This window comes from Photobacterium sp. WH77, assembly GCF_022014395.1.
In the GTDB taxonomy this organism is placed as follows: Bacteria; Pseudomonadota; Gammaproteobacteria; order Enterobacterales; family Vibrionaceae; genus Photobacterium; species Photobacterium arenosum.
Genome location: NZ_JAKLTE010000009.1, coordinates 114737 through 136132, shown reverse-complemented (window position 1 = coordinate 136132; position 21396 = coordinate 114737). Strand labels below are relative to the sequence as shown.

Genomic DNA, 21396 nt, shown 5'->3' with positions numbered 1-21396 from the left:
GTTATTAACTATCAACAATGCGGAGTCTCATCATGCCTAAGATGAAATCCAACAAAGGTGCTGCTAAGCGTTTCAAGAAAACTGCTGGTGGTTTTAAGTACAAGCGTGCGACCAAGCGTCACATTCTGACTAAGCGTACTACTAAGAACAAGCGTCAGCTACGTCCAAACTCTCTGCTTCCTGCATGTGAAGTAGCAGCAGTAGCACGTATGCTTCCGTTCGCTTAATCGTTTTTAGTTATCGTATTTATTTAGTTAGGAGTTTCCTATGCCTCGCGTAAAACGTGGTGTACAAGCGCGTGCACGTCACAAAAAAGTTCTTAAACAAGCTAAAGGTTACTACGGTGCACGTTCACGTGTATATCGTGTAGCTTTCCAAGCAGTTACTAAAGCCGGTCAATACGCTTACCGTGACCGTCGCAACAAGAAACGTACTTTCCGTCAACTGTGGATTGCACGTATCAATGCTGCGGCACGTCAAAACGACATGACCTACAGCACCTTCATCAATGGTCTGAAGAAAGCATCTATCGAAATCGATCGTAAGATCCTGGCTGATATCGCTGTTTTCGACAAAGCGACTTTCACCGTTCTGGTTGAAAAAGCGAAAGCTGCACTGTAATTTCAGTTCAGTTTGATGAAATAAGGAGAGCCTAGGCTCTCCTTTTTTTCGTTTCAATATTAACAAGCCTTCCCAGGATCACTTGAGTCAGTTAACCGTTACAGCCAGTTTGTGCTTGCCACGGACCGTCGGCTGTGTTGCCGGGAATCTCTTGAACGGTCCACCATTTTGCTTTCCAGTACTTCCCATTGAATTGAACGATATCACCTGACCGGTATGTTGTGTGTGCTGACCAGATAGCCTGCTCACAAGTCAGAACTGGTGAAGGGTTTTGCATCCACTCGACAAGCTGACGATGCGAAACAAAACGCACCTGCTGTTTCGACAACGCGTATTCAATGAATTGCTTCAGCACCGCCTGCCGGTCGGCGACGCTGGTTTCAGGCATCCCGAAATGTTCTTCACCATTTATTTTGCCGTAAAAAGCAGAGTGTAGACCCAATACCAGTGGCGCACGATTGCCGGATAAATGCAGGTCGAGATTGTATTTGTACAAGGTGAGTACATCGGCAGCGTTCAGTCCGTAACCGCCCCAGGCCGGCGTGGTATAGAGGTTCCAGTCGAAGTTGTCGGCCTTGCGTGCTGACGGGTCATAGTAAGGGACACGGCTGGCAATTTTGTCGTTGAGCGAATAGGTGAGTCCGTACTCTGCGGCCTCTTCATCTGTTGGAACTATCAGCGCTTGCAACGGAACTTCCCAGAGCCCTGGCATATTTTTCACGGCCGGCTTCCAACCGCCTTGCTGTGCAACTGATTGCGACGGACTACCTTGATCGAGCGTATGTGGCCAGTAGTTGTTGGTGCCATTTTCCTCTGTGGTAATACCCGCCGGGAAGCTGACATCATACTGGATGGCATTTGTGGTAAGGGCATCCAGCGTGTTGTCGTTGAATGTTAAAAAGGGCGCCCGAAATCCGGCAACCGCCGGGGCACCGACACCGCCTTGTTCGACAGGTTGCGTCAGAAACTCATTACAAAGCGCCACTTCCTGCTGCCACTGCTCAGCCGTCATCCAGGATTCAAAAGGGTTGTAGTTTATCTTATCGTCAGGGTGGGTTTCTGTGTGGCTTGCGATGTCATGACCGTCAGTGTTCAGTTTCCGCCATAGATCGATGATCTCAGGTTGCTGTCGGGCAGGCTGGCAGTGCAAGAAGAAGCTCGACATTAATGGTGAACCTGCAAATGAGTCGAGACCCTGAGGATTCGTATGACTGCTCAGTGCTTTCGAAATCCAGCGTAAACCATCTGCTTCTATATTGTCGTCGAAGCCCAACGAGATGAACATAGGCGTGTTCTTTGCTTCAATTGGACTGGCTTGTTGTGGCGGATATGACGTGATGTTGGACCAAGCGAATGAACTTGCGATTAAAAAAGGTAAAGGGAAGAGAAAGCGTACGTCCTTTTTCATGGCGATTCCTAAGAGTAAATATTTAATATGAATCAATAGCATGACAGAGTAAGTCGGTATTTATCATGATATGAGAGTGAATTATTATGAAATCTGAATGTTTATTGCATCTAGTGATGATAATTTTTACTTTTTCATTAGCATGAGTGACAGAGTTAAAATTACAGAGGGAGTTGTATCAGCCATTGTTGAGAGAACGATTGTGATGATAGCCGAGGGTGTAAGAGGGGTTTAATTGTGTAAATACCAGACTGAACGGAGTCAGCCTGGCGAATTGGCGCTTATAATTTATCAATATAGTTTTCGCACCAGATGTTGATAGGCTCTTCTGGGTCTAAATACTCAACAGTATCAATTTCAAATGGTGGAATGACACAATTACCATTGCGATTTTCCAATATGCTCTGGATAGTTCTGCCTGAATTGCAGAATGTCGGTCCATAGCCACTGTCACCAAATGAGATGATGGCATAGTTGATGTCATTTAGATCTTCTTGACTTTCTTTTATCTCATCAACAAAAGGAGTTATATTTTGAGGAATATCTCCCTGACCGGTTGTTGCAGTCATAATGAGTAATAGATTTGATTTTTTAATATTTTCCAAAGAAGAACTTTCAGTGACTTCTGACACATAACCATACTTGTCTAACTTTCTGGAAATATAATTCGCCATTTGCATCGTACTGCCATAAACAGAACCGACGATAATAAGAATTCTTTTCATGAATGAACCTTTCTATGTTTCTATAAGTTAATTGGTTAATTATTTATTCAATTGAATTTTAATAAGTTTTTTCTTTAGTGAATATGAATTTAGGATCATGCATTACGCTGAGTGCTAAGTTGACTTTTTCCTGGTCAAGACTTGCGATTAAGTTGTTTAATGATGTTCGTGCCTCTTGTTCAGATGATGAATTTGTTTTCCATACATGCACGACTTGGCTGTCATTTGGAAATGGTGATGGGGATTGCCATCCACAAATGGCTAGCTCCCAGCCTAAACCAGATGCAATTTTTCGACTTAACCAGCCGACATGTATTTCAAACTTTTCCTTGTCATTAAAACGAACATTAAGTAATGAAACGAATTGAACGGTCATTATTGGGTACTCATGTGGGTTAAATAATTGCAAGTTTTCGATTTTCCAACTTCATCTATTGCTTCTAGCAAACCATGAATTGTTTCTTCAGTTGTATTGAGGTTAACAATACAGAGACGAATTAAATATTTATTATTCACCCATGTGTGGGAGGGAAAAAAATCCCCGAGCTGATGTAAGTCATCGATTATTTCCTGATTGATTTTATTCAGATTAGTTTCTGATATAAAGCTTTCATCTGTCGCAAGGTTAGGGTTAAATCGTAGTGTTACAATACTTAAATGACAGCTATATGCTTCTAGATTCGGATGATCAAGTGCAAGTTTATAGGCATACTTCGCAAGGTGGATATCTTTTTCAATCATCTGTTGATAACCAATTCGGCCAGCGATCTCCAAACTCAATTTAACTTTGAGTGCTCTAAAACTGCGAGTTGTCTGTATTCCTAAATCACGAAACTGGAGATGGTTGGAGAAGGTCAAATCATCGGATGAATAATAGGCACCTGATTGATTAAATGTGTTGAACAAAATGTTTGGGTCTTTGACTAAAATGCATCCAACATCTGCGGCTGCATACATCCATTTATGCGGATCAATCGTGAGTGAATCACTAAACTGCATACCTTTGAGTGCCTCACTATATTCTTGAGATAGTACAGCAAACCCACCGTAAGCTGCATCAATATGAAACCAAATATCTTCTTTTATGCAGATATCAGATAAAACAAGCAATGGGTCAATGACGCCAAGTGAAGTACATCCAGCAATACCAATAACCATAAGTGGTATGTATCCATGCTCTTGGTCATGTTTAATTTTTGTTTTTAAATCACTGATGGAGAGAGTATGTTCCTGAGTTGTTTCGATATACTGAATACATTGATCTGGTAATAACCCTGAAATACTGACAGCAGAAGAAATACTGCTATGTGAATACTTGCTGACGTAGACGCGATATTGATTTAAATCTACAATATTTTGAGTTCTTTTCTTTTTTATTGCAGCTTGCAGCGCGATTAAATTAGCTACGGAGCCGCCACTGACAAAAAGTCCGCTCCCTGTCTCGGGATAACCGAGTAATTGGCACATCCACTTGATTGTTTGAGCTTCAATCATGGTTGTCAGGTGAGACGTAGAAGCACTTGTTTGCGGTGCGCTGATTGCAGCAGCAAGGAAATCAGCCAAAACAGAAACATCACTAGCTGCACCCATGATATACGCTAAGAAACCGGGATGTGAGGTGGATACAGCCTGTGTGGTTAATAATTGAATATATTTTTCAAAGGTGCTGACAGCTTCGCTTCCATGATAGGGCATGCGTTCCAAAGCGGACAGATCACTGTACTGTCGATCGGTTAATTTTGGACGGACCTTTTGTGTGTAGCGTGGGTTTTCTTTATTAGACAGGTAATCAACAATTTCGGCGCAAATTTTCTTAATTTGCTCCGGTGCCAAATTCAAAGATGAACCGTGAAGCTGATTTTCTTGTTTCATAAAAAATACTCTTAAGCCTCCTCAAGTGATGGAGATTCTGGTGTTGCGTAGGGAGCTGGAGATTTAAGATTATTCACATCAGACCAGGTTTCATGAATATGCTTCCATACTATTCCATTGGGTGCTTTGTTTTTCTCAGAAAGCAAAGCTGTCGTGAATCTCACATTGGTTTCGCCATCAACTTGACGCCATTCAGTATATTTAACGAGTATGTCTTTATTATTCAATAACACTGGCGTGAAACCAGTAATCCAAATTTTGGCATTAAGAAATTTCCCATGTGCGCTATTAAACCTGTTTTCAAGGCAGTGAAACGGCTCAATAAGGCCATCAGGTGATAAAAGTTCACCGAACTGATCAAAACGACTCGATAATAATTCTCTGTTTTCCGATGTGTTGCTAATTTCCCCTTGGAACCATTGCTGAAGAAAGTCATGCAGGTCATCCACTTCTTTCTTACATTTAGTAAGGATATTATTGCTCTCTATAGCTTCGGGTGAATAATTCGTTTTAAAGTTAAATGCCCAACTTGTTGGACCTAAATTTTTTATCGATTCAAGACGGCTGATGCCATCTTCAATGGTTGGTATTTCACCTTCTTTAATCCACCACAGCGCAGTAATAGGACCGTTTAGATTATGAAACCAAGTCTTACCTTTACGAAATAACTCAACATGATTACTTTTAAATACAAACTCTCTCAGATTTTCTATAGAATCCCAGACAGATAAATTAAGGTAAATATTCGGGTCTGAGTAGCCACGGAAAGATGTAGAGTTACCATCATCTGATTTTAATCGCCAGATGAACCCTTGGCTTTTATCTGCAAGTTCATTTATTTCTGTGAGCCGTGAAACAAATCCTTGCATTTTTTCATCAGAAAAAGAATAGCGAGCCAGTGAAATACTGAATTGTGCAAGATGATACTTATTTTTGTTCATGTTAGCCTCATTGAATTTCTAAATTGAAATACTCTTACTAAAAGCCATTTCAGTTGCTACTGAGTTTGCACCTGCTGAAATGAAGTCTAAGAGTTTATAATGCGGATATCTTCTTGAGATGATTTCAACAAAAATAGATTTTTCATCATCAGTTAACTGACTTCGCCCTTGCGAAATTGATTGGATTTCATTTTGATAGAATTTTATGTAACTAATTTGTTTTTCAATCAAAAAGTAAGCTTGGTCTGGTTCACCATGGCCAGTGAATATAATACAACTTTTGTGTACTTTTTCTTTAATTTTTTGGAGCTTAGAGATCCATAATGAACTGTGTCCATCATTCATAAAACTGTGCATATTGTTGAAAACAAGATCTCCAACAAAGATAATTGAATCGTGATTCCCAACTTTAATCAATAAGTCACTGTTGGATTCACCTTTACCAATTTCTTCAAATGAGAATCTTATATTGTCGAAATATAATACTTCACTTCCTTGAATGAATCGGTTAGGTGGTATTTTCACTTTTGGCCACTCGTCACCAAAATAGGGGCGCCATTTCTTCTCTTTGTCGTCAAATGAATTGATAATAACTTCGGATGACTTTTCTGTTCCATAAATTGAAATGTGATGATCTTCACCAATGATAGTACTTAGCCCATTATAGTGGTCCGGATGAGGGTGTGTGATGATAACGGCAGAGAGTTCTTTACCTATGCTTATAATTGACTGCTTTACAAATTCAGCTTCGCTGATTGTCATCATTGAGTCAATAAGAATAACTGAGTTTTCTGTTTCAACGATGAAAGCATTCGTGAAGAAAGTTTTTTCAGATGAAGTTACCATGTGTACTGAAAAATTTTCTGCATGATAGTCGAAAGTTTTAATGCTACATGGTAATATCATTTTTCTTCCTTGTGTTAATTTCTTTCATGAGTCCCCAGATACCTTGCTCTTCCGTATGAAGCGAAGTATGTTCTTTCATATATCGATTCACTAACGGCAGTTTTGTTACTGGAATGCTTGGGAAGATATGATGTTCACAATGGTATCCACGTGGAAGTGGGGAAATTAATAATTTAGTTAATAATCCATCTTTTCGACTTCTGGTGTTTATTTCAACCTGGGTAGATTTCTCTTCCCAGTAATGTTCTGTAATGTCATGGAATCTCAGGATCAGAGGATAAATAGTGTACATTGGTAAAATCCAGTAAACCAAAAACACTTCCCATAGTGAGAGATATGTAATTATAGAAAATGAAAGGATATAAAACATAAGACTTAGTTTTCTTTCGTTTTCCATTTCCTGATCATCTTCAAACGAATAAAACAAATGACCAAAGTGTTTACGATGATTCTTGTAAATTTTCCCTTTACTATTAATGTAAGATACTTTGTTAAAAAATAAATCCAAGAAGCAGTCTTTTACACCTTCCAGTGTTTTCAATATAATCTTAACTAAACTAGGGGAGGATGCTGTATCTCCACGCATTTCTCTTCCTACATAATTGGGGTCATCCTGAGTGAAAAGGTGCTTGTGATGCAGCATATGAATACGGCGCCATTGAGTAAATGACCAAGCTTCCGGATGATGAAACATGACGTAATTCGAAAGAATAGTCGCAGTATATATGTTTTTTGACTTATCTTTAAATAATGAAAAATGGCTGGCATCATGATTCAATATGTAAAGTGCATGCTGTTGAGACGCAATAAGGATGATAGCGAATAAAGTGATCCAGACAGAATCAGCATGAACTGCAACATAGATGTAAGTAACAATTAAAGAAAATATAAGTAAATACAAGAATGCACTACGAATGCCGTTAGGTTTATATAAATCTAAAATTTGTCTTTTGACATCTGATGGCAACTCGTTTCGCAAGGATATCTTTTTACTAACACTTTGGTCAAAAGTTGAATTTATAATATTCATGTTCTAGATATCTTATTGTCTATTAGTTGTTATTTCGTCTGTCAGACACGGTTTGTCCATTAACGCCCCAGTTTTCTGTTTCAATTTTCTGAAGTACAATATAGGTACTTTCTGGTTTTTTATTTAAAACCTTGACCATAACTTCTGTAACTTGTTCGATAACTTGTCGTTTTTGGTGATCTGTTATTGAATCAATATACTGTATGTTTACGATAGGCATCATAATTTCCTTGAACTGAAGTAAGAGCACAAATATGACAATCTCATTCACGTGTTAGTTGATGAAAGGTTAATGATATTCATGCTCTTACCTGGTATTTTCTATGACGGTTATGCAGCTTTTACTAAATGATACGAAGATTCATTACTTAAAACTCGTTCATATAGACGATCTAGAACTTTATGAATGGTATCTAATCTGCGTAAACCGCCTAGTACAAGGGCTTGCATTTGTTTTGTATCGTGTTTCAAAATTGGCATGGCAACATGATCGAGCAAATCATCTGCATGGACTTCATCCACTGAAGTATGCTCAATGTGATAGTGGAGATCATAGTCATTGAAGCCTAAACGCCTAAATCCATCGATAAGATACTGGAAACGCCCTGGGATCATCAATTCTGTGGCTAACAATGCACCCACGAGCTCTGTATGCTTTGTACGATCAAGTGCCAAACTTAGGTACATATTAATGAGCTCTAACTCTTCACAGATGAAAAGCTCTGTATTTTCAAGATAGCAACTTTCATCAATGTTCAGGGCTTTCATCATTCTTGCCCGCAGTTTACGATGGACTTTTTCATCAATTCCACGTCCAACTTCGTCCCAGTAATTCTTCACGAACTCGACTTTGATACCACCATAGATACCAGGCAGGAGATAAGCGATGATGTCACCAAATAGCATTTCAAGCGGTGTTTCCTGGAAGAAGAACTCTTTGGATTGCTCCAGATTGGCTTCATCACGTAAAAATGTAAATACCGGGTGAAGTTCATTTGATTTGTGATTGGCGACTGTTGTTCTTATCCAATCCGGAAAATCATCAACACTCGGTAGATCTTGAATTTGATCCTTGTAATTGTATTGAATACTTTTGTTCCAAGCTTGATCAATTTTATATTTTATTAAAACAATTTTTGGATGATGTATGTTATGTGCTTTATTAAACCAAGCTACAGAAAGATGTGCTATATTAATTTCATAAAGTACTTGATGTACGGTTAAGATGCTCTTCTCATCAACATCTTGAAATGCCGACTGCAGTAAACTCTCCAGCTGTTGAATGAAAAGATTATATTCATTGTCAAATTCAGAGTTGTCGAGGTTTTTTGAGTAAATAAAAGCCCTAATTGTTTCCAGCATACATTCACCTTTTCGTTATAATTTCAGTTAGTCAGACTTAACAATAATTGATGCTATTTGATATTGATCAATTTGCAATCGTTTAATTTTCATTTGATTTTATGTGCGACTCACTTCAAGTAGTTATGAAAATGTTACCTTTATCATTTAGTCATTAATTATTTGGCTTGTTCCATGATTGTTTGAAAGTTAAAGTTATTAATTTCATTATCATGAGATGTAAACCCATTAAATGTTCAATTTGTTGCATATTTTCTTGTGTGAATTGACTGGTGATTACTGTTTTTTAGGGGGGGCTGGGTTCGATAAGCAGATTGTGTTGTGGGATCTGAGGGGGAACATGGAGAAGGTGATTCATTATGATTTCAATTTTTGATTAAAACAGATGTAAAGACTGCAGGTACGCGTGTTGTCTGTAGCAAGTTTTATTGTTTTTAAAGTCGTCATAAAAGTTGGCAGCAATTATTTTTGTATGCTCTTACTCATACGAAGTTTATTGTCTTGTTTAGTGCGGAAAGTTTGATTGTATAAACTGAAAAAAATATTAAATACGGACTTAGATCTTTAACACTGCTTATTAGATGGTGGTATTGTCTTTAGGATCTCATCATCGTTGTCGCTATGTCCAGTGCTTACAGGAAATGGTGGTACTTGTAAAGTTATTGCGTTGTGTTCTGATTTTGTCGCCGTTATGAAATTTTGTTTCTCTGTATCAAGATTCATGACAGTGTAACAAATCGCTATCTGTGAATGATTCGACGTTGTGGTGTTTGTTGCGGGCGAGGCCGTTAACAAGAGTAAAAGACCGCCATATTGATCCCTTACCTTTGGCTGAGATCTTAACTATCGCTGTTTTGGATACCCAGTCCAGATTTTTGCAACGTGACTACGCATCGTTCTGGCGGATGCGTTTGGTGTACATGTGGCAAGTATCTGTTGAGGTTTGTTTCATTCAGAATGACCACTTTTCATTTCGTGTATCTGACAGGGCGTTACTTCAACAACAGATTTCTGGACAGAGCTGTATTTGCTTTTACAGTAAGCAGTCAATTCAAGCCTGACCTGCATCACACCGGTAATTTTTTTAGTAAATACACAGCTAAGTGGCGATTGAGTTTGGATTTAGCACCAGCTTTCTTTATTATGTATCGTTACGCGAATTTATCTCCCTGAAGGACGCCACCAGTGTGTGGATGAGGAAACGATGCAACATCTAGAAGAGATTATTGCCAACGCAACGGCAGCAATTGAGCAGGCTGACTCAGTCGCTGCTCTGGACGAAGTCCGTGTCCATTATATGGGTAAGAAGGGTGAACTGACCCTTCAACTGCAAAGCCTGGGTAAGTTGCCACCTGAAGAGCGTCGCGAAGCCGGTCAGCAGATCAACCTGGCAAAGCAAGCTGTTCAGCAGGCAATTGCCGCTCGTAAAGACGCACTGCAGCGTGCCGAGCTTGAAGCCAAGCTGGCCGCAGAAACCATCGACGTGACCTTGCCTGGCCGTCGTATTGAAAATGGTGGTCTGCACCCGGTAACCCGTACTATTGAGCGTATCGAAAGCTTCTTTGGTGAACTTGGCTTTACCGTTGAGTCCGGCCCAGAGATCGAAGACGGTTTCCATAACTTTGATGCTTTGAACATTGCCAAAGATCACCCGGCTCGTACCGATCACGATACTTTCTTCTTTAATCCTGAGCTGATGCTGCGTACGCACACTTCTGGTGTACAGATTCGTACCATGGAAGCCAGCCAGCCGCCGCTGCGTTTTATTGCGCCAGGCCGTGTGTACCGTAACGACTACGATCAGACTCATACCCCAATGTTCCATCAGGTTGAAGGTATGCTGGTTGATGAAAACGTCAACTTCGCACAGCTGAAAGGCATCCTGCACGAATTCTTGCATAACTTCTTTGAAGAAGATCTGGAGATTCGTTTCCGTCCTTCATACTTCCCGTTTACTGAGCCTTCAGCTGAAGTGGATGTACGCCGTAAAGGCGGGAAATGGCTGGAAGTGTTGGGTTGCGGAATGGTTCACCCTAATGTACTGCGTGCCGTTAATATCGATCCTGAGAAATATTCAGGTTTCGCATTTGGTATGGGTGTCGAGCGTCTGACCATGCTGCGTTACGGCGTGAATGACCTGCGTGCATTCTTCGAAAACGATCTTCGTTTCCTGAAACAGTTCAAGTAAGCATTAGGGGCTAGCAAATTATGAAATTTTCTGAATCTTGGCTACGCGAGTGGGTCAATCCTGCTAACAACAGCGAAGAACTAGCTCACCAGATCACTATGGCGGGCCTGGAAGTTGACGGTATTGAACCTGTCGCAGGCAGCTTTAGCGGTGTTAAAGTCGGTCAGGTTGTTGAATGCGGTCAGCACCCGGATGCAGACAAACTGCGTGTGACCAAAGTTGATGTGGGTGAAGAAGAGCTGCTGGACATCGTCTGCGGTGCGCCAAATTGTCGTCAGGGTCTGAAAGTTGCTGTGGCAACTGTGGGCGCTGTTTTGCCTGGCGATTTTAAAATCAAAAAAGCCAAACTACGTGGTCAGCCTTCCCATGGCATGCTGTGTTCTTTCACTGAGTTAGGCATTGATGTGGATTCAGATGGCATTATGGAACTGCCGGAAAGTGCTGTGATTGGTACAGATTTCCGCGAATTCCTGAGCCTGAACGATGTCATCATTGATGTCGATCTGACACCAAACCGTGCTGATTGCCTGAGTATTGCGGGCCTGGCGCGCGAAGTTGGCGTATTAAATCGTGCTGAAGTGACTCCGCCATCCTTTGAGGCTGTTGCTCCGGCCATTGACGATAAAATCTCTATCGAAGTGAAAGCGCCGGAAGCGTGTCCGCGCTATCAGGGACGTATCGTCCGCAATGTGAACGTGAAAGCGGAATCTCCGTTGTGGCTGCAGGAAAAACTGCGTCGTTGCGGTGTTCGCTCTATCGACCCAATCGTTGATATTACCAACTATGTGATGCTGGAACTGGGGCAGCCAATGCATGCGTTCGATCTGAGCCAGATCGACGGCGGCATTATTGTTCGTATGGCAGAGCAGGGTGAGAAACTGACCCTGCTGGACGGCACTGAAGCGGAACTGAACAGTGACACACTGGTGATTGCCGATCAGTCAAAAGCACTGGCTATGGCGGGAATCTTCGGTGGTGAGCACTCAGGTGTCAGCGAAAACACCAAAGATGTGCTTCTGGAGTGTGCGTTTTTCATGCCGGATGCCATTCGTGGTCGTGCTCGCAGCTACGGCCTGCATACCGATTCGTCTCATCGCTTTGAGCGTGGCGTGGATGCTGGCCTGCAAACCAAAGCAATGGAACGTGCTACTGCCTTGCTGGTTGATATTTGCGGTGGTGACGTTGCGCCAGTCGTAGAAGCTGAATCTGAACAGCACCTGCCTCAGCAAAACAGCATCGTACTGCGCCGCAGTAAGTTAGACAACCTGCTGGGTCACTTCGTCTCTGATGAAGACGTCGTTGAGATTCTGAGCCGCCTTGGCTGCATGGTCGAACCCACCGATACCGGCTGGCGTGCAGTTGCACCAAGCTGGCGTTTTGACCTGGCCATTGAAGAAGATCTGGTAGAAGAAGTTGGCCGTATTTACGGTTATAACAATATTCCTGCACAGTCGCCGGTTGCTGCGTTGAGCATGAACCTGCACCAGGAAGCGAACCTGCCACTGAAACGTGTTCGCGATCTGCTGGTTGACCGTGGTTATCATGAAGCGATTACTTATAGCTTTGTTGAGCCAGAACAGCAGAAGCTGATCGTGCCGGATGCGGACGCGATCATTCTGCCGCATCCGATTTCTGCTGAAATGTCGGCAATGCGCCTGAGCCTGTGGCCGGGTCTGCTGAACACAGTTGCCTTCAACCAGAAGCGTCAGCAGCCTCGTGTGCGTCTGTTCGAATCAGGTATGCGTTTTGTTCCTGATGCAGCTGCTGAAAATGGTATTCGTCAGGAAACCATGCTGGCTGGTGTGATTGCCGGTGCACGCAGTGAAGAGCATTGGGATATCGCGACAAACACCGTTGATTTCTTCGATCTGAAAGGTGATTTGGAAGCGGTTCTGGAACTGACGGCCAAAGAGACTGAGTTGACATTTACCCCAGCTAAACACCCGGCTCTTCATCCGGGACAGTCAGCGGTTATCGTCGCAGATGGTAAGGAAGTTGGCTTTATCGGTACGGTTCATCCTGAGCTGGAACGCAAGTTCGACCTGAACGGACGTACCGTTGTGTTTGAAGTTGAGTGGAATGCTATCGCAAGTCGTGCGATTCCTCAGGCTAAAGCCGTGTCTAAGTTTCCGGCGAACCGTCGTGACATCGCGGTAGTGGTTTCAGAAGAGGTTGCTGCTGGTGATGTGTTGCAGGTTTGCCAGGCGCATGGTGGCGAGCTACTTACTGATGTGAACCTGTTCGATGTTTACCGAGGTAAAGGTGTTGAGGATGGCCAGAAGAGTCTGGCGATTGCTTTATACCTTCAATCTGCTGACCGAACACTGGAAGAAACGGATATTAATGGTGCTGTAGAGTCGATTGTTGCGGTTCTGGGCGATCAGTTTGGTGCAGCGCTTCGCGATTAACTTACTGTTATCATTTGATAATTGATGAAAAAGCAGCCGATAGGGCTGCTTTTTTTTGATTTTTTTTCAGTTAGGGCTAAGATTTTGATAAATAGTAAAAATTCTCTGTGCAATTCAGTTTTGTGGTTTTATTGACTGCAACTGACTTTAATTTTGGTTTTTATTGTTGCTGCTCGACAAGCGTAAGCACAACCAGGTGCATGTGTGCATGCTTGTCTGGAATATAAGAATCAATCATTTTACGGTAAGTTTACCTAAAAAAGTTGGCGGAAATCAGCTAGTTGGCATAAACTTGTCTCTAGTTAAGGTCAGCCGCTGATGTGAAGGCACTAATGCACTTTAGTGCATGGGTGGGCAGCCTGGCTACGCATGAAGTATTCGCAGTAAGCATAACTGATATGTTTACTATTCGTTCAACATAGTCTTGAGGGAGTTATCTATGGCGCTCACAAAAGCCGAGTTGGCTGAGAACCTGTTTGAGAATGTCGGACTAAGCAAACGGGACGCCAAGGATACGGTGGAAGTCTTCTTCGAGGAGATCAGAAAGGCACTTGAGTGTGGTGAACAGGTTAAATTATCCGGTTTTGGTAATTTTGATCTGCGCGACAAAAACGAGCGACCTGGACGAAATCCTAAAACCGGTGAAGATATTCCAATCTCGGCACGGCGAGTGGTGACCTTTCGCCCTGGTCAGAAGCTTAAAGCACGCGTTGAGAATATCAAAATCGAAAAATAAGTGGTTTGAGCCTACAAGAAACCCAAGTAAGCGAATTGTTTACTTGGGTTTTTCATTATCAGCATTAAAAAGTGCATACCCTGGTCTCATTCTTGCCTGCAGTCATCAATATAGTGTTGAAACTATGTAGCCAGGATGTATAGTAAAAGCAGTTTATTTCACTGATTTTCTTTCATCTTTTAGTGTTCTTTATTGGTTGTTATTTGTGCAATCATGAATTCGCCTGTAAGAACATGCCTGTTACAAGGACGAGGAGGTATAATGGCTTTGTTAAAGGCAGTGCAAAACGGGGAGTTTCTTTCTGCGACTCTGGATTTATCTTTGCCGTTTGAGGCGGGGGAATGGCAGTTAGAAAATGGTGTATTGTGTCAGTTAACGGCGCGCGGTGTTTTAACCGTTATTCCGCCTGGATTATCCGCTGCCAGTAAAGACATCGTCATTTCATCTGGGGTACACGGTGATGAAACCGGCCCGATTGAACTGCTACAGCAGTTAGTGAAAAAAATCCTGCTTGGCGATCTAATGCCTGAACATCGTTTACTGCTGATCATCGGTCACCCAGAAGCCATTAATGCACATACCCGCTTTATTGATGAGAATATGAATCGGCTATTTGGCGGTATCAATGATGAAAAGAATGTTGATTGTAGTCGCGCCAACTTACTTCAGTGCTCAGTTGATGCATTCTTCCAGAACTCGCCTTTAAAGAATGCCGAACGCTGGCATTTGGATCTGCATAGTGCCATCCGTGACTCACAGCACTACACCTTTGCGGTCAGCCCTTTTAGTGAACATAAAACCCGTGGTTTAGCGCTGTTTAATTTTCTGCATCACGGTGAGATCGAGGCAATGATGCTCTCTGGTTCCGCGGCACCAACATTCAGCTGGTACAGTGCTCAGAACTATGGCGCGCAGGCACTGACGATGGAGCTGGGCAAGGTAGCACGGCTGGGTGAGAACGACTTAGAGCGGCTAGATACCTTTAATCAGGCGATGCTCGCACTCGTTTCACAACAATCACTGCCAGACTATCAGGGCGACAAACAAGTGTGTGTGTATCGGGTAACCCGTACTCTTACTAAGCATACAGATCAGTTCGCTTTCACCTTTCCGGCAAATCAGGCTAACTTTACCTACTTTGAAGAAGGTGCGGTGCTGGGGAGCGATAACGGTGAAGAATACGTGGCTGCCAAAGGGGGAGAGTCTGTCGTTTTCCCTAACCCCAATGTGGCGCTGGGACAACGGGCTTGTTTGCTGGTCAAGCAATCAGACATTGATCTGACTGATCAGGTCGTTGCTAAGTTCTAAGCGCTAAAGCTCAGACGGACTGAAAACAGTCAGATAATCAGCAGCTACAGTGTAAATACTTTTGAAAGCAAGCCAATTTATCTGGCTTGCTTTTCATTTTTTCAAAGACCCTGTATGTTTCCCCTTTGGTTCCCACTGACGAAAACACACGACATCATGCACTTAGACCGTATCCTTCAACAGCGTCGCCATAAATGGAAAGTGAGCTTTTGGCTTGTTGCGATTTTGCTCATCAGCTGCGGTCTGTTTTCATTGTCGGTGGGCGAAATCTGGCTGAAACCCTGGCAGCCATTTGGCGAGCTTGAGAAGCAATTGTTATGGCAGCTCAGAATGCCAAGGTTAGTGGCCGCCATGGCAATTGGGGCTGCGCTGGCAGCCTCTGGTGCTGTGTTGCAGGTGTTATTGGGCAATCCGCTGGCGGAGCCCGGTGTGCTGGGTATTTCGGGTGGGGCTAGCCTGGCACTTGTTCTTTTACTGTTTTTTCTTCCCTCGGTGCCGAGTCCCTGGCTGACGATGTTGGTTGCCATGGCGGGCGCACTGCTCTTTACTTTACTGCTCGTTGGTCTTGCCCGTATCCGAAGGGTGTCAACCGCGCGTTTGCTGCTCATAGGCGTTGCACTGGGTATTTTGTCCGGGGCGGTTGTGACCTGGGCGTTTTATTTCAGTGACGATCTGAATCTCAGACAGCTGATGTACTGGCTGATGGGAAGTGTTGCCGGTGTTTCCTGGGCGCAGCTTAGCGTGCTGATCATTCTGCTTCCCGCATTAATCTGGCTATGCTCCCGTGGTCGGCAACTGGATATCCTGATGCTGGGTGAAACCCATGCACGACAGTTGGGGCTGGATGTTGCTGCACTGCGTTGGCGATTGATATTGATTATCGCCCTGTTAGTGGGAACATCAGTCGCTATGGCAGGTGTGATTGGCTTTATCGGCCTGGTGATTCCCCACTTATTGCGTTTGGCGTTGGGGGCGGAGAATAGATACCTGCTACCGCTTTCTGCCTGTTTCGGGGCGTTACTGCTGGCGGTTGCGGATGTATTGGCGCGGGTACTCTTGCCTGCTGCAGAATTGCCTGTGGGCGTTGTGACCACGACATTGGGCGCCCCTGTGTTTATTTGGATGCTGTTGCGTTCGCAAGTGGAGTAAGCTGATGGTGGTCCGTTCAGATCTGGCTTGTGTATTACAGGTTGAAAATATAGCGCTAGCCCGGCGATTACTGCCGGTCAGTTTCTCGGTAAAGCGAGGTGAAGTGGTGCATCTGATTGGCCCTAACGGTAGCGGGAAAAGTACAGCTATTCAATGCCTGTCCGGGCTGTTTCAAGGTGCAGGCAAGGTAACACTGGCAGGGCAGTGCCTGTCGGAGATGGATCTTCGCGACATGGCCCGTTACCGCAGTTATTTGTCGCAACAGGATAAACCGGGTTTTGCCGTTGGTGTTTATCATTTTTTGCAGTTAGCGGTATCCGCGATTCCGGAAGCAAACGTCGAGAAGGTTAACCAGGCTATTCAGGCTGTCAGTCAGTGGCTTTCAATCGATGACAAACTGGATCGCCATATTCAGCAACTGTCCGGAGGCGAATGGCAGCGGGTCAGATTAGCGGCTGCGTGTTTGCAGGTCTGGCCGGGACTGAACCCGGATGGTTGTCTGCTATTGCTTGATGAACCGGCAACAGCGCTCGATATCGGGCAGGAAGTCTCTTTATACCGACTGCTGCATTTTATGGCCGGACAAGGTATTGCTGTCGTTATGGCGAACCATGACCTGAACCGGACGCTGCAATTTGCAGACAGTGTCATCCTGCTGAAAGGGGGAAGTTGTGTTGCCAAGGGAAAACCTGAAGAGGTGATGTCGAATGAACGGCTTGAGCAGACGTTTGCCACTCAGGTTGAGCGTGTGAATCATAATGGAAGAATTGGGCTGTTTTTTAGCTGACTTCTAGCTGAAAATGACAGTTGGCCGGAAAAGTAATCAGTTAAGTGATTTCAGTCAGAAAAGGCTTGTACTTCTCATCAGGATTTGGATAATGCGCTTCGTCTTCTGAGACAAGCTTCATTAAGGCGCGTTGGCAGAGTGGCTATGCAGCGGATTGCAAATCCGTGGACCTCGGTTCGACTCCGGGACGCGCCTCCATTCTTATCGAACTTCATCACCTGCAGCAGTATTTCCGTGTTTTTCTGAGGGTAAAAAGCCCGCAGTGACTACGGGCTATGTCATCCATTAAGCAGGTTTGGCCGTCCAGGCAGAGCACCAGCCATTTACGTTCACCGCTTTACCGGGGAAGATTGAGCAGGGTCTCCATTCATCACCTTCATTACCTTGTATCAGCATACAGTTACCGCAATGATTCTCTTCATGAGGCGACTTATGTGTGTATTGCAAGGCAGTTGCCTGAGCATCATCTTCTGCCAGATGTGGCAGTTCTTCACTGGCCAGCGCTTTACGCTGCAGGATCTGATCACCCAGTGTGATGCCTATGATGCCTGCCATAGTCAGGCGCAGAAAGCGCCGACGGTCAGTTGAGGTTTTCATCACATTTTCCTTTTATAGTCATTTATGCTCACATGCTGTTCACCGGATTTACTCAGCGAACTGAGTAATTGTGGGAAAGAATCGGCAAATTCGCTAAGAAATCACAGTGTTAAGTTTTTGAGGTAAGTTGCGTTTTGTTATCAATTTCTGAACAACAAAAGATTTTGATGCAAAGGAATGAGCGGTAAGAGTTTGAGATTACGCAAAAAATGATCATTTTTAACAAATCATTTATTGAAACATTTTGTTTACATCCCCATTCTGTACGGCATTATCACTGATGATAAAAATTAATGAAGGTATAGGGATGAATCTGTTGTTAGTGGATGTGGATGGTGCTTTGGTGAATGCAAGGGAAATGGATATGATGTGTTTTCAGCAAGCCGTCGAAGCCGTTCTCCACATCACTTTGGATAAATCGCGCTATCAAGAGCGAGTGGTGACGGATTCGGCAATGTTAGATGAGATCCTTTATCAGTATCCTGTGCTTTCAAGTCGCTCAATTGTTCACCGTCAGGTGGAGCAAAAGTATCTGGAAAATCTTACTGCCAGGCTGCATGCGGTCCCTCAAGAGTTTGTGCTCAGTAAAGGCGCCAGAGAGTTTCTTGAGCAAATGGCTGTCCGGGACGATACGCATGTTGCGATCACCAGTGGCGGATGGGCGGCGGTAAGCCGTCTGAAATTGAAAGCGGCGGGAATAGATGCAAGTAGAATGACCTTTGCCTCGTCGTCAGACGCTGCCAGCAGAACGGAAATTATGGCGCTTGCTGCATTCAGAGCGAAGCAGGATACGGGAATGACATTTAAACGACGGATAGTGTTTGCGGAAGGTGAGTGGAATCAAAGAGCTTCTCAGGAACTGGGTTATGAATTTGTCGCTGTTGGCAAAAAATTAAGTCACCATACTTATATTCCCAGTTTATCGTTTTATCAGGCAGTGCTTCCCAAGTTCGACATCAATTGATGACTGAAGAATGTTACCAGGCAGACAAAATGTCAGGTAACGAGGTGAAGATATTACGCAATGATGAGAGTTTATTACCATGCCGGGAGGTAAGTCTTCGTATGGCGTGATAACACATGGTAATGATGGCTTTGACTCAGCATAGGGAGCCAAGTGGTTATGATGTCTTTCATCCGTCAGTTTGTGTTTACTGTGTCTATGGTATGTGGTTCCGGCACTGTGCTTGCAGCCAGCAGCAATACGTTCTGCGCAACGCCCCTACAAACGATAAGGCCTGATTTATCCCTCATCATGGCGTCGAATACGCCAGAAACAAGCATAGTGATTTTCCAGTCTATGTTGCGGCAGGCCAGTAAATATCATGATAAAACAGCCCTGATTGAGTTACTGGGCGCAATCGCGCATAACTATTATCTGGTTGGGAACAACGAGCAAGCTCGCTTCTATCTCAAGCAGGCCGAACCATTTGTATCCGATGCGGCCGATACCACGACAACAAACACTAGCCTGATTAATACCATGTAGAACGCAAGAAATGGCAGAACAGATATCCATGATTGCTCATAAGATACAAGGCAATTGATAAATTTGACATTGAGCGAAGTTATTTGTTTGTTTCACATTCCGGTATAGGATTTGATGAGGGCCTGGGATAAATTGGCGTTAAGTTAATGTTGCTGCATCTTTGCAATGAAGATGGGCATGTTTTCTTGTATCAGGGGTTGTATGTGTCTTAAGTAGTGAGGTGAGATCTGTCATGGCAAGGGAGGATTGGATTGATGCCTGGTTTCTGGATATCTGGGCCAATGCGAGTAGCTCCAGAGCGAGTAGCTCCAGACTCGCTGAGTATGTCTCTGATCCTTTTGTTTTTCACTTGCCGGGCGGTCGACGGCACCCACTGTCTCATGAAAGCTACCTTTCATATCTGTTGTTATGGCGGCAAAAATTTAAGTCTGTCGCTTTCTCGATCTCAGATGTCATTAGCCAGCCGCCTCTGACAGTTGTCAGATATCGCTGCCAGGCTCAATATCATGGCGGGTGGTTCAATTTACCGGGTAAAAAACAGACGATTCAAATGACAGGTATGATCCAGTTCCGGCTAGAAGATGGCTTGATCGTTGAGTGCTGGCTGGAAGATAGTAGCTTTGAGCTCTATAAACAGTTATCGGGTACCGTGAAGTAATTGATGTCGCTCATACTATAAAAGTGAAGAACTTACGGCTGAAATAACAGTATTTTAGATGTCAAAAGGCCATGTTTATACACCTTTATGTCAGACATTTTTGTCATAGAGACTTTTTTTGCGACAAAGATGGAATGTCAAAAAGTTAGATTTCTTTGTGATAAAAAATGCACCTATATAATCCTAAGTAATAATAAACCACACAAAATCGCCATTGGAACTTGTTCAACTTATTGAAGTCTTATAGGTAGCAGAGTTTTTATTCATTGTTGCTTATATTTGAAACAAATATGGATGGCTGGATTTATTTAGTTTATTGATCGTTAATTATTATAAGTAAATACATTTTTGCCCTGATATTCATACGAATTCTTATCAGTACATTTTTATTCATCGACAAGGAGTGTCAACCGCCATCCATGCACTTGATCATAAGGGCATGGGAATATGACACTAGCAGTTTAAGGTGAATATGTGATTTGGGTTAGCAGCAGTCATCATGACAAGCAGGTTGAAGCGAAAGAAAATTTGAAGCTTTCGCACAAGGTCATTGAGATTTCTCCTTACGAGTTATTGTCATCAATGACGGGGCAAGAGCTGATTTTTCTTGAAGTGATTGATTCGACATCGGAAGGATTTGAGCTGCTGCGTGCAGTGAAAAATCGTTTCCCAGCCGCAAAGGTTGTTGTCGTATACCATAACCTGGATGGGAGTCTGGCACTTAATGTATTAAGAGCCGGTGGGGAAGATGTGCTGGCTGCCAATGCCAGCAGGCAAGAGCTGGAGGAGTGTTTTAGCAGACTGCATACACATAATATTGAAAATGAATCTGAGCCTGGTTTCGAAAGTCGTGAGCTTTCAATCCGGCCAGCACTGAAAATTATTGATGAAAACCTGAGCTCTCCACTGCGCGAGGAAGAACTGGCGAGTGCTTGCCATTACTCACCGACCTATTTCTCTCGTTTATTCCATAGCATTATGGGCGTCACGCTGAAACAGTACATCATAAAGAAACGGCTGGATCTGGCGTGTGGATTATTAAGCTCTGATCGCGAGAAAATTTCTCAGATCGCTAATTCTTCAGGCTTCAAGGATGTGTCTTATTTCTCCCGTGTTTTTAAAAAGCACATGGGATGCTCACCGGGTGAATTCAGAATGAGGAAGCATAACTTAAATCACAATTAACCTGTTATTGGCGTGTTTATTAGTGT

General features: G+C 43.4%; 22 protein-coding genes and 1 tRNA gene. 13 read left to right on the top strand and 10 right to left on the bottom strand.

What is annotated here, in order from left to right:
- The first annotated feature begins 32 nt into the window (after positions 1-32).
- Both rpmI and rplT read left to right on the top strand, forming a co-directional pair.
- The gene (rpmI, locus tag L6J37_RS11430) at positions 33-227 is read left to right on the top strand and encodes a 50S ribosomal protein L35 (protein ID WP_027252113.1); all 195 of its coding nucleotides are present in this window, start codon (positions 33-35) and stop codon (positions 225-227) included.
- A 40-nt stretch (positions 228-267) separates the two neighbouring features.
- The gene (gene rplT / locus L6J37_RS11425; RefSeq protein ID WP_027252114.1) at positions 268-621 is read left to right on the top strand and encodes a 50S ribosomal protein L20; all 354 of its coding nucleotides are present in this window, start codon (positions 268-270) and stop codon (positions 619-621) included.
- Between the two features lie 91 nt (positions 622-712).
- On the opposite strand, the gene L6J37_RS11420 is transcribed toward rplT, so the two are convergent.
- The 9 genes from L6J37_RS11420 to L6J37_RS11380 all read right to left on the bottom strand — a co-directional run bounded on the left by L6J37_RS11420 (position 713) and on the right by L6J37_RS11380 (position 8865).
- The gene (locus L6J37_RS11420) at positions 713-2029 is read right to left on the bottom strand and encodes a carbohydrate-binding protein (RefSeq protein WP_237795169.1); all 1317 of its coding nucleotides are present in this window, start codon (positions 2027-2029) and stop codon (positions 713-715) included.
- 281 nt (positions 2030-2310) lie between these two features.
- Entirely contained in the window at positions 2311-2754 is a 444-nt protein-coding gene (locus L6J37_RS11415; protein WP_218385986.1) for a flavodoxin domain-containing protein, read from the bottom strand.
- Between the two features lie 58 nt (positions 2755-2812).
- Entirely contained in the window at positions 2813-3130 is a 318-nt protein-coding gene (locus tag L6J37_RS11410; RefSeq protein WP_192016713.1) for a hypothetical protein, read from the bottom strand.
- Positions 3130-4626 carry a pyridoxal phosphate-dependent decarboxylase family protein gene (locus tag L6J37_RS11405; protein ID WP_237795168.1) on the bottom strand — a complete coding sequence of 499 codons (1497 nt, stop codon included), beginning with the start codon at positions 4624-4626 and terminating at the stop codon, positions 3130-3132. The genes L6J37_RS11410 and L6J37_RS11405 overlap by 1 nt, the downstream gene beginning before the upstream one ends.
- Positions 4627-4637: 11 nt before the next feature.
- Positions 4638-5567, bottom strand: a complete 930-nt coding sequence (locus L6J37_RS11400) for a DUF3291 domain-containing protein (RefSeq protein ID WP_237795167.1) — start codon at positions 5565-5567, stop codon at positions 4638-4640.
- 18 nt (positions 5568-5585) lie between these two features.
- Complete coding sequence (locus L6J37_RS11395; protein WP_237795165.1) at positions 5586-6473, bottom strand: MBL fold metallo-hydrolase; 888 nt, start codon at positions 6471-6473, stop codon at positions 5586-5588.
- Entirely contained in the window at positions 6457-7503 is a 1047-nt protein-coding gene (locus L6J37_RS11390; protein WP_237795163.1) for a fatty acid desaturase, read from the bottom strand. Before L6J37_RS11390 ends, L6J37_RS11395 begins: the two co-directional genes overlap by 17 nt.
- Before the next feature lie 22 nt (positions 7504-7525).
- Entirely contained in the window at positions 7526-7726 is a 201-nt protein-coding gene (locus L6J37_RS11385) for a tautomerase family protein (protein WP_237795161.1), read from the bottom strand.
- Positions 7727-7833: 107 nt separating this feature from the next.
- A complete protein-coding gene (locus tag L6J37_RS11380) occupies positions 7834-8865 on the bottom strand; it encodes an iron-containing redox enzyme family protein (protein WP_237795159.1) in 1032 nt (343 codons plus the stop codon).
- Between the two features lie 1204 nt (positions 8866-10069).
- Here L6J37_RS11380 and pheS point away from each other — a divergent pair.
- From pheS to L6J37_RS11345, 7 genes are all read left to right on the top strand, one after another.
- On the top strand, positions 10070-11053 hold the full coding sequence (gene pheS / locus L6J37_RS11375) for a phenylalanine--tRNA ligase subunit alpha (RefSeq protein ID WP_120510918.1): 984 nt from the start codon (positions 10070-10072) through the stop codon (positions 11051-11053).
- Positions 11054-11073: 20 nt separating this feature from the next.
- Complete coding sequence (pheT, locus tag L6J37_RS11370) at positions 11074-13461, top strand: phenylalanine--tRNA ligase subunit beta (protein WP_237795158.1); 2388 nt, start codon at positions 11074-11076, stop codon at positions 13459-13461.
- A gap of 439 nt (positions 13462-13900) precedes the next feature.
- Entirely contained in the window at positions 13901-14197 is a 297-nt protein-coding gene (gene ihfA, locus L6J37_RS11365; RefSeq protein WP_027252117.1) for an integration host factor subunit alpha, read from the top strand.
- Positions 14198-14458: 261 nt separating this feature from the next.
- Entirely contained in the window at positions 14459-15505 is a 1047-nt protein-coding gene (locus L6J37_RS11360) for a succinylglutamate desuccinylase (RefSeq protein ID WP_237795157.1), read from the top strand.
- Positions 15506-15661: 156 nt separating this feature from the next.
- Complete coding sequence (gene btuC / locus L6J37_RS11355; protein WP_192016800.1) at positions 15662-16654, top strand: vitamin B12 ABC transporter permease BtuC; 993 nt, start codon at positions 15662-15664, stop codon at positions 16652-16654.
- A 4-nt stretch (positions 16655-16658) separates the two neighbouring features.
- Positions 16659-17441, top strand: a complete 783-nt coding sequence (btuD, locus tag L6J37_RS11350; RefSeq protein ID WP_237795156.1) for a vitamin B12 ABC transporter ATP-binding protein BtuD — start codon at positions 16659-16661, stop codon at positions 17439-17441.
- 124 nt (positions 17442-17565) lie between these two features.
- Positions 17566-17639 (top strand) — tRNA-Cys (locus L6J37_RS11345).
- An 87-nt stretch (positions 17640-17726) separates the two neighbouring features.
- Here L6J37_RS11345 and L6J37_RS11340 read toward each other — a convergent pair.
- A complete protein-coding gene (locus tag L6J37_RS11340; protein ID WP_027252121.1) occupies positions 17727-18038 on the bottom strand; it encodes a high-potential iron-sulfur protein in 312 nt (103 codons plus the stop codon).
- A 307-nt stretch (positions 18039-18345) separates the two neighbouring features.
- On the opposite strand from L6J37_RS11340, the gene L6J37_RS11335 reads away from it, so the two are divergent.
- The 4 genes from L6J37_RS11335 (at position 18346) to L6J37_RS11320 (ending at position 21370) form a co-directional block, all read left to right on the top strand.
- Positions 18346-19002 (top strand): haloacid dehalogenase-like hydrolase, encoded by a 657-nt coding sequence (locus tag L6J37_RS11335; protein WP_192016704.1) that lies wholly within the window; start codon positions 18346-18348, stop codon positions 19000-19002.
- A 159-nt stretch (positions 19003-19161) separates the two neighbouring features.
- Positions 19162-19527: a hypothetical protein gene (locus L6J37_RS11330; protein WP_237795155.1), complete on the top strand. Its 366-nt coding sequence runs from the start codon at positions 19162-19164 to the stop codon at positions 19525-19527.
- A gap of 232 nt (positions 19528-19759) precedes the next feature.
- Entirely contained in the window at positions 19760-20185 is a 426-nt protein-coding gene (locus L6J37_RS11325) for an ester cyclase (protein WP_237795154.1), read from the top strand.
- Positions 20186-20659: 474 nt separating this feature from the next.
- Positions 20660-21370, top strand: coding sequence for a helix-turn-helix transcriptional regulator (locus L6J37_RS11320; protein WP_192016701.1), 711 nt, complete (start codon positions 20660-20662; stop codon positions 21368-21370).
- Positions 21371-21396: the final 26 nt, after the last annotated feature.

What these genes read in the sequence shown, in the direction of transcription:
- rpmI (WP_027252113.1), top strand. Translation starts at nt 33, where the DNA reads ATGCCTAAGATGAAATCCAACAAAGGTGCTGCTAAGCGTTTCAAGAAA.
- rplT (WP_027252114.1), top strand. Translation starts at nt 268, where the DNA reads ATGCCTCGCGTAAAACGTGGTGTACAAGCGCGTGCACGTCACAAAAAA.
- L6J37_RS11420 (WP_237795169.1), bottom strand. Translation starts at nt 2,029, where the DNA reads ATGAAAAAGGACGTACGCTTTCTCTTCCCTTTACCTTTTTTAATCGCA.
- L6J37_RS11415 (WP_218385986.1), bottom strand. Translation starts at nt 2,754, where the DNA reads ATGAAAAGAATTCTTATTATCGTCGGTTCTGTTTATGGCAGTACGATG.
- L6J37_RS11410 (WP_192016713.1), bottom strand. Translation starts at nt 3,130, where the DNA reads ATGACCGTTCAATTCGTTTCATTACTTAATGTTCGTTTTAATGACAAG.
- L6J37_RS11405 (WP_237795168.1), bottom strand. Translation starts at nt 4,626, where the DNA reads ATGAAACAAGAAAATCAGCTTCACGGTTCATCTTTGAATTTGGCACCG.
- L6J37_RS11400 (WP_237795167.1), bottom strand. Translation starts at nt 5,567, where the DNA reads ATGAACAAAAATAAGTATCATCTTGCACAATTCAGTATTTCACTGGCT.
- L6J37_RS11395 (WP_237795165.1), bottom strand. Translation starts at nt 6,473, where the DNA reads ATGATATTACCATGTAGCATTAAAACTTTCGACTATCATGCAGAAAAT.
- L6J37_RS11390 (WP_237795163.1), bottom strand. Translation starts at nt 7,503, where the DNA reads ATGAATATTATAAATTCAACTTTTGACCAAAGTGTTAGTAAAAAGATA.
- L6J37_RS11385 (WP_237795161.1), bottom strand. Translation starts at nt 7,726, where the DNA reads ATGATGCCTATCGTAAACATACAGTATATTGATTCAATAACAGATCAC.
- L6J37_RS11380 (WP_237795159.1), bottom strand. Translation starts at nt 8,865, where the DNA reads ATGCTGGAAACAATTAGGGCTTTTATTTACTCAAAAAACCTCGACAAC.
- pheS (WP_120510918.1), top strand. Translation starts at nt 10,070, where the DNA reads ATGCAACATCTAGAAGAGATTATTGCCAACGCAACGGCAGCAATTGAG.
- pheT (WP_237795158.1), top strand. Translation starts at nt 11,074, where the DNA reads ATGAAATTTTCTGAATCTTGGCTACGCGAGTGGGTCAATCCTGCTAAC.
- ihfA (WP_027252117.1), top strand. Translation starts at nt 13,901, where the DNA reads ATGGCGCTCACAAAAGCCGAGTTGGCTGAGAACCTGTTTGAGAATGTC.
- L6J37_RS11360 (WP_237795157.1), top strand. Translation starts at nt 14,459, where the DNA reads ATGGCTTTGTTAAAGGCAGTGCAAAACGGGGAGTTTCTTTCTGCGACT.
- btuC (WP_192016800.1), top strand. Translation starts at nt 15,662, where the DNA reads ATGCACTTAGACCGTATCCTTCAACAGCGTCGCCATAAATGGAAAGTG.
- btuD (WP_237795156.1), top strand. Translation starts at nt 16,659, where the DNA reads ATGGTGGTCCGTTCAGATCTGGCTTGTGTATTACAGGTTGAAAATATA.
- L6J37_RS11340 (WP_027252121.1), bottom strand. Translation starts at nt 18,038, where the DNA reads ATGAAAACCTCAACTGACCGTCGGCGCTTTCTGCGCCTGACTATGGCA.
- L6J37_RS11335 (WP_192016704.1), top strand. Translation starts at nt 18,346, where the DNA reads ATGAATCTGTTGTTAGTGGATGTGGATGGTGCTTTGGTGAATGCAAGG.
- L6J37_RS11330 (WP_237795155.1), top strand. Translation starts at nt 19,162, where the DNA reads ATGATGTCTTTCATCCGTCAGTTTGTGTTTACTGTGTCTATGGTATGT.
- L6J37_RS11325 (WP_237795154.1), top strand. Translation starts at nt 19,760, where the DNA reads ATGGCAAGGGAGGATTGGATTGATGCCTGGTTTCTGGATATCTGGGCC.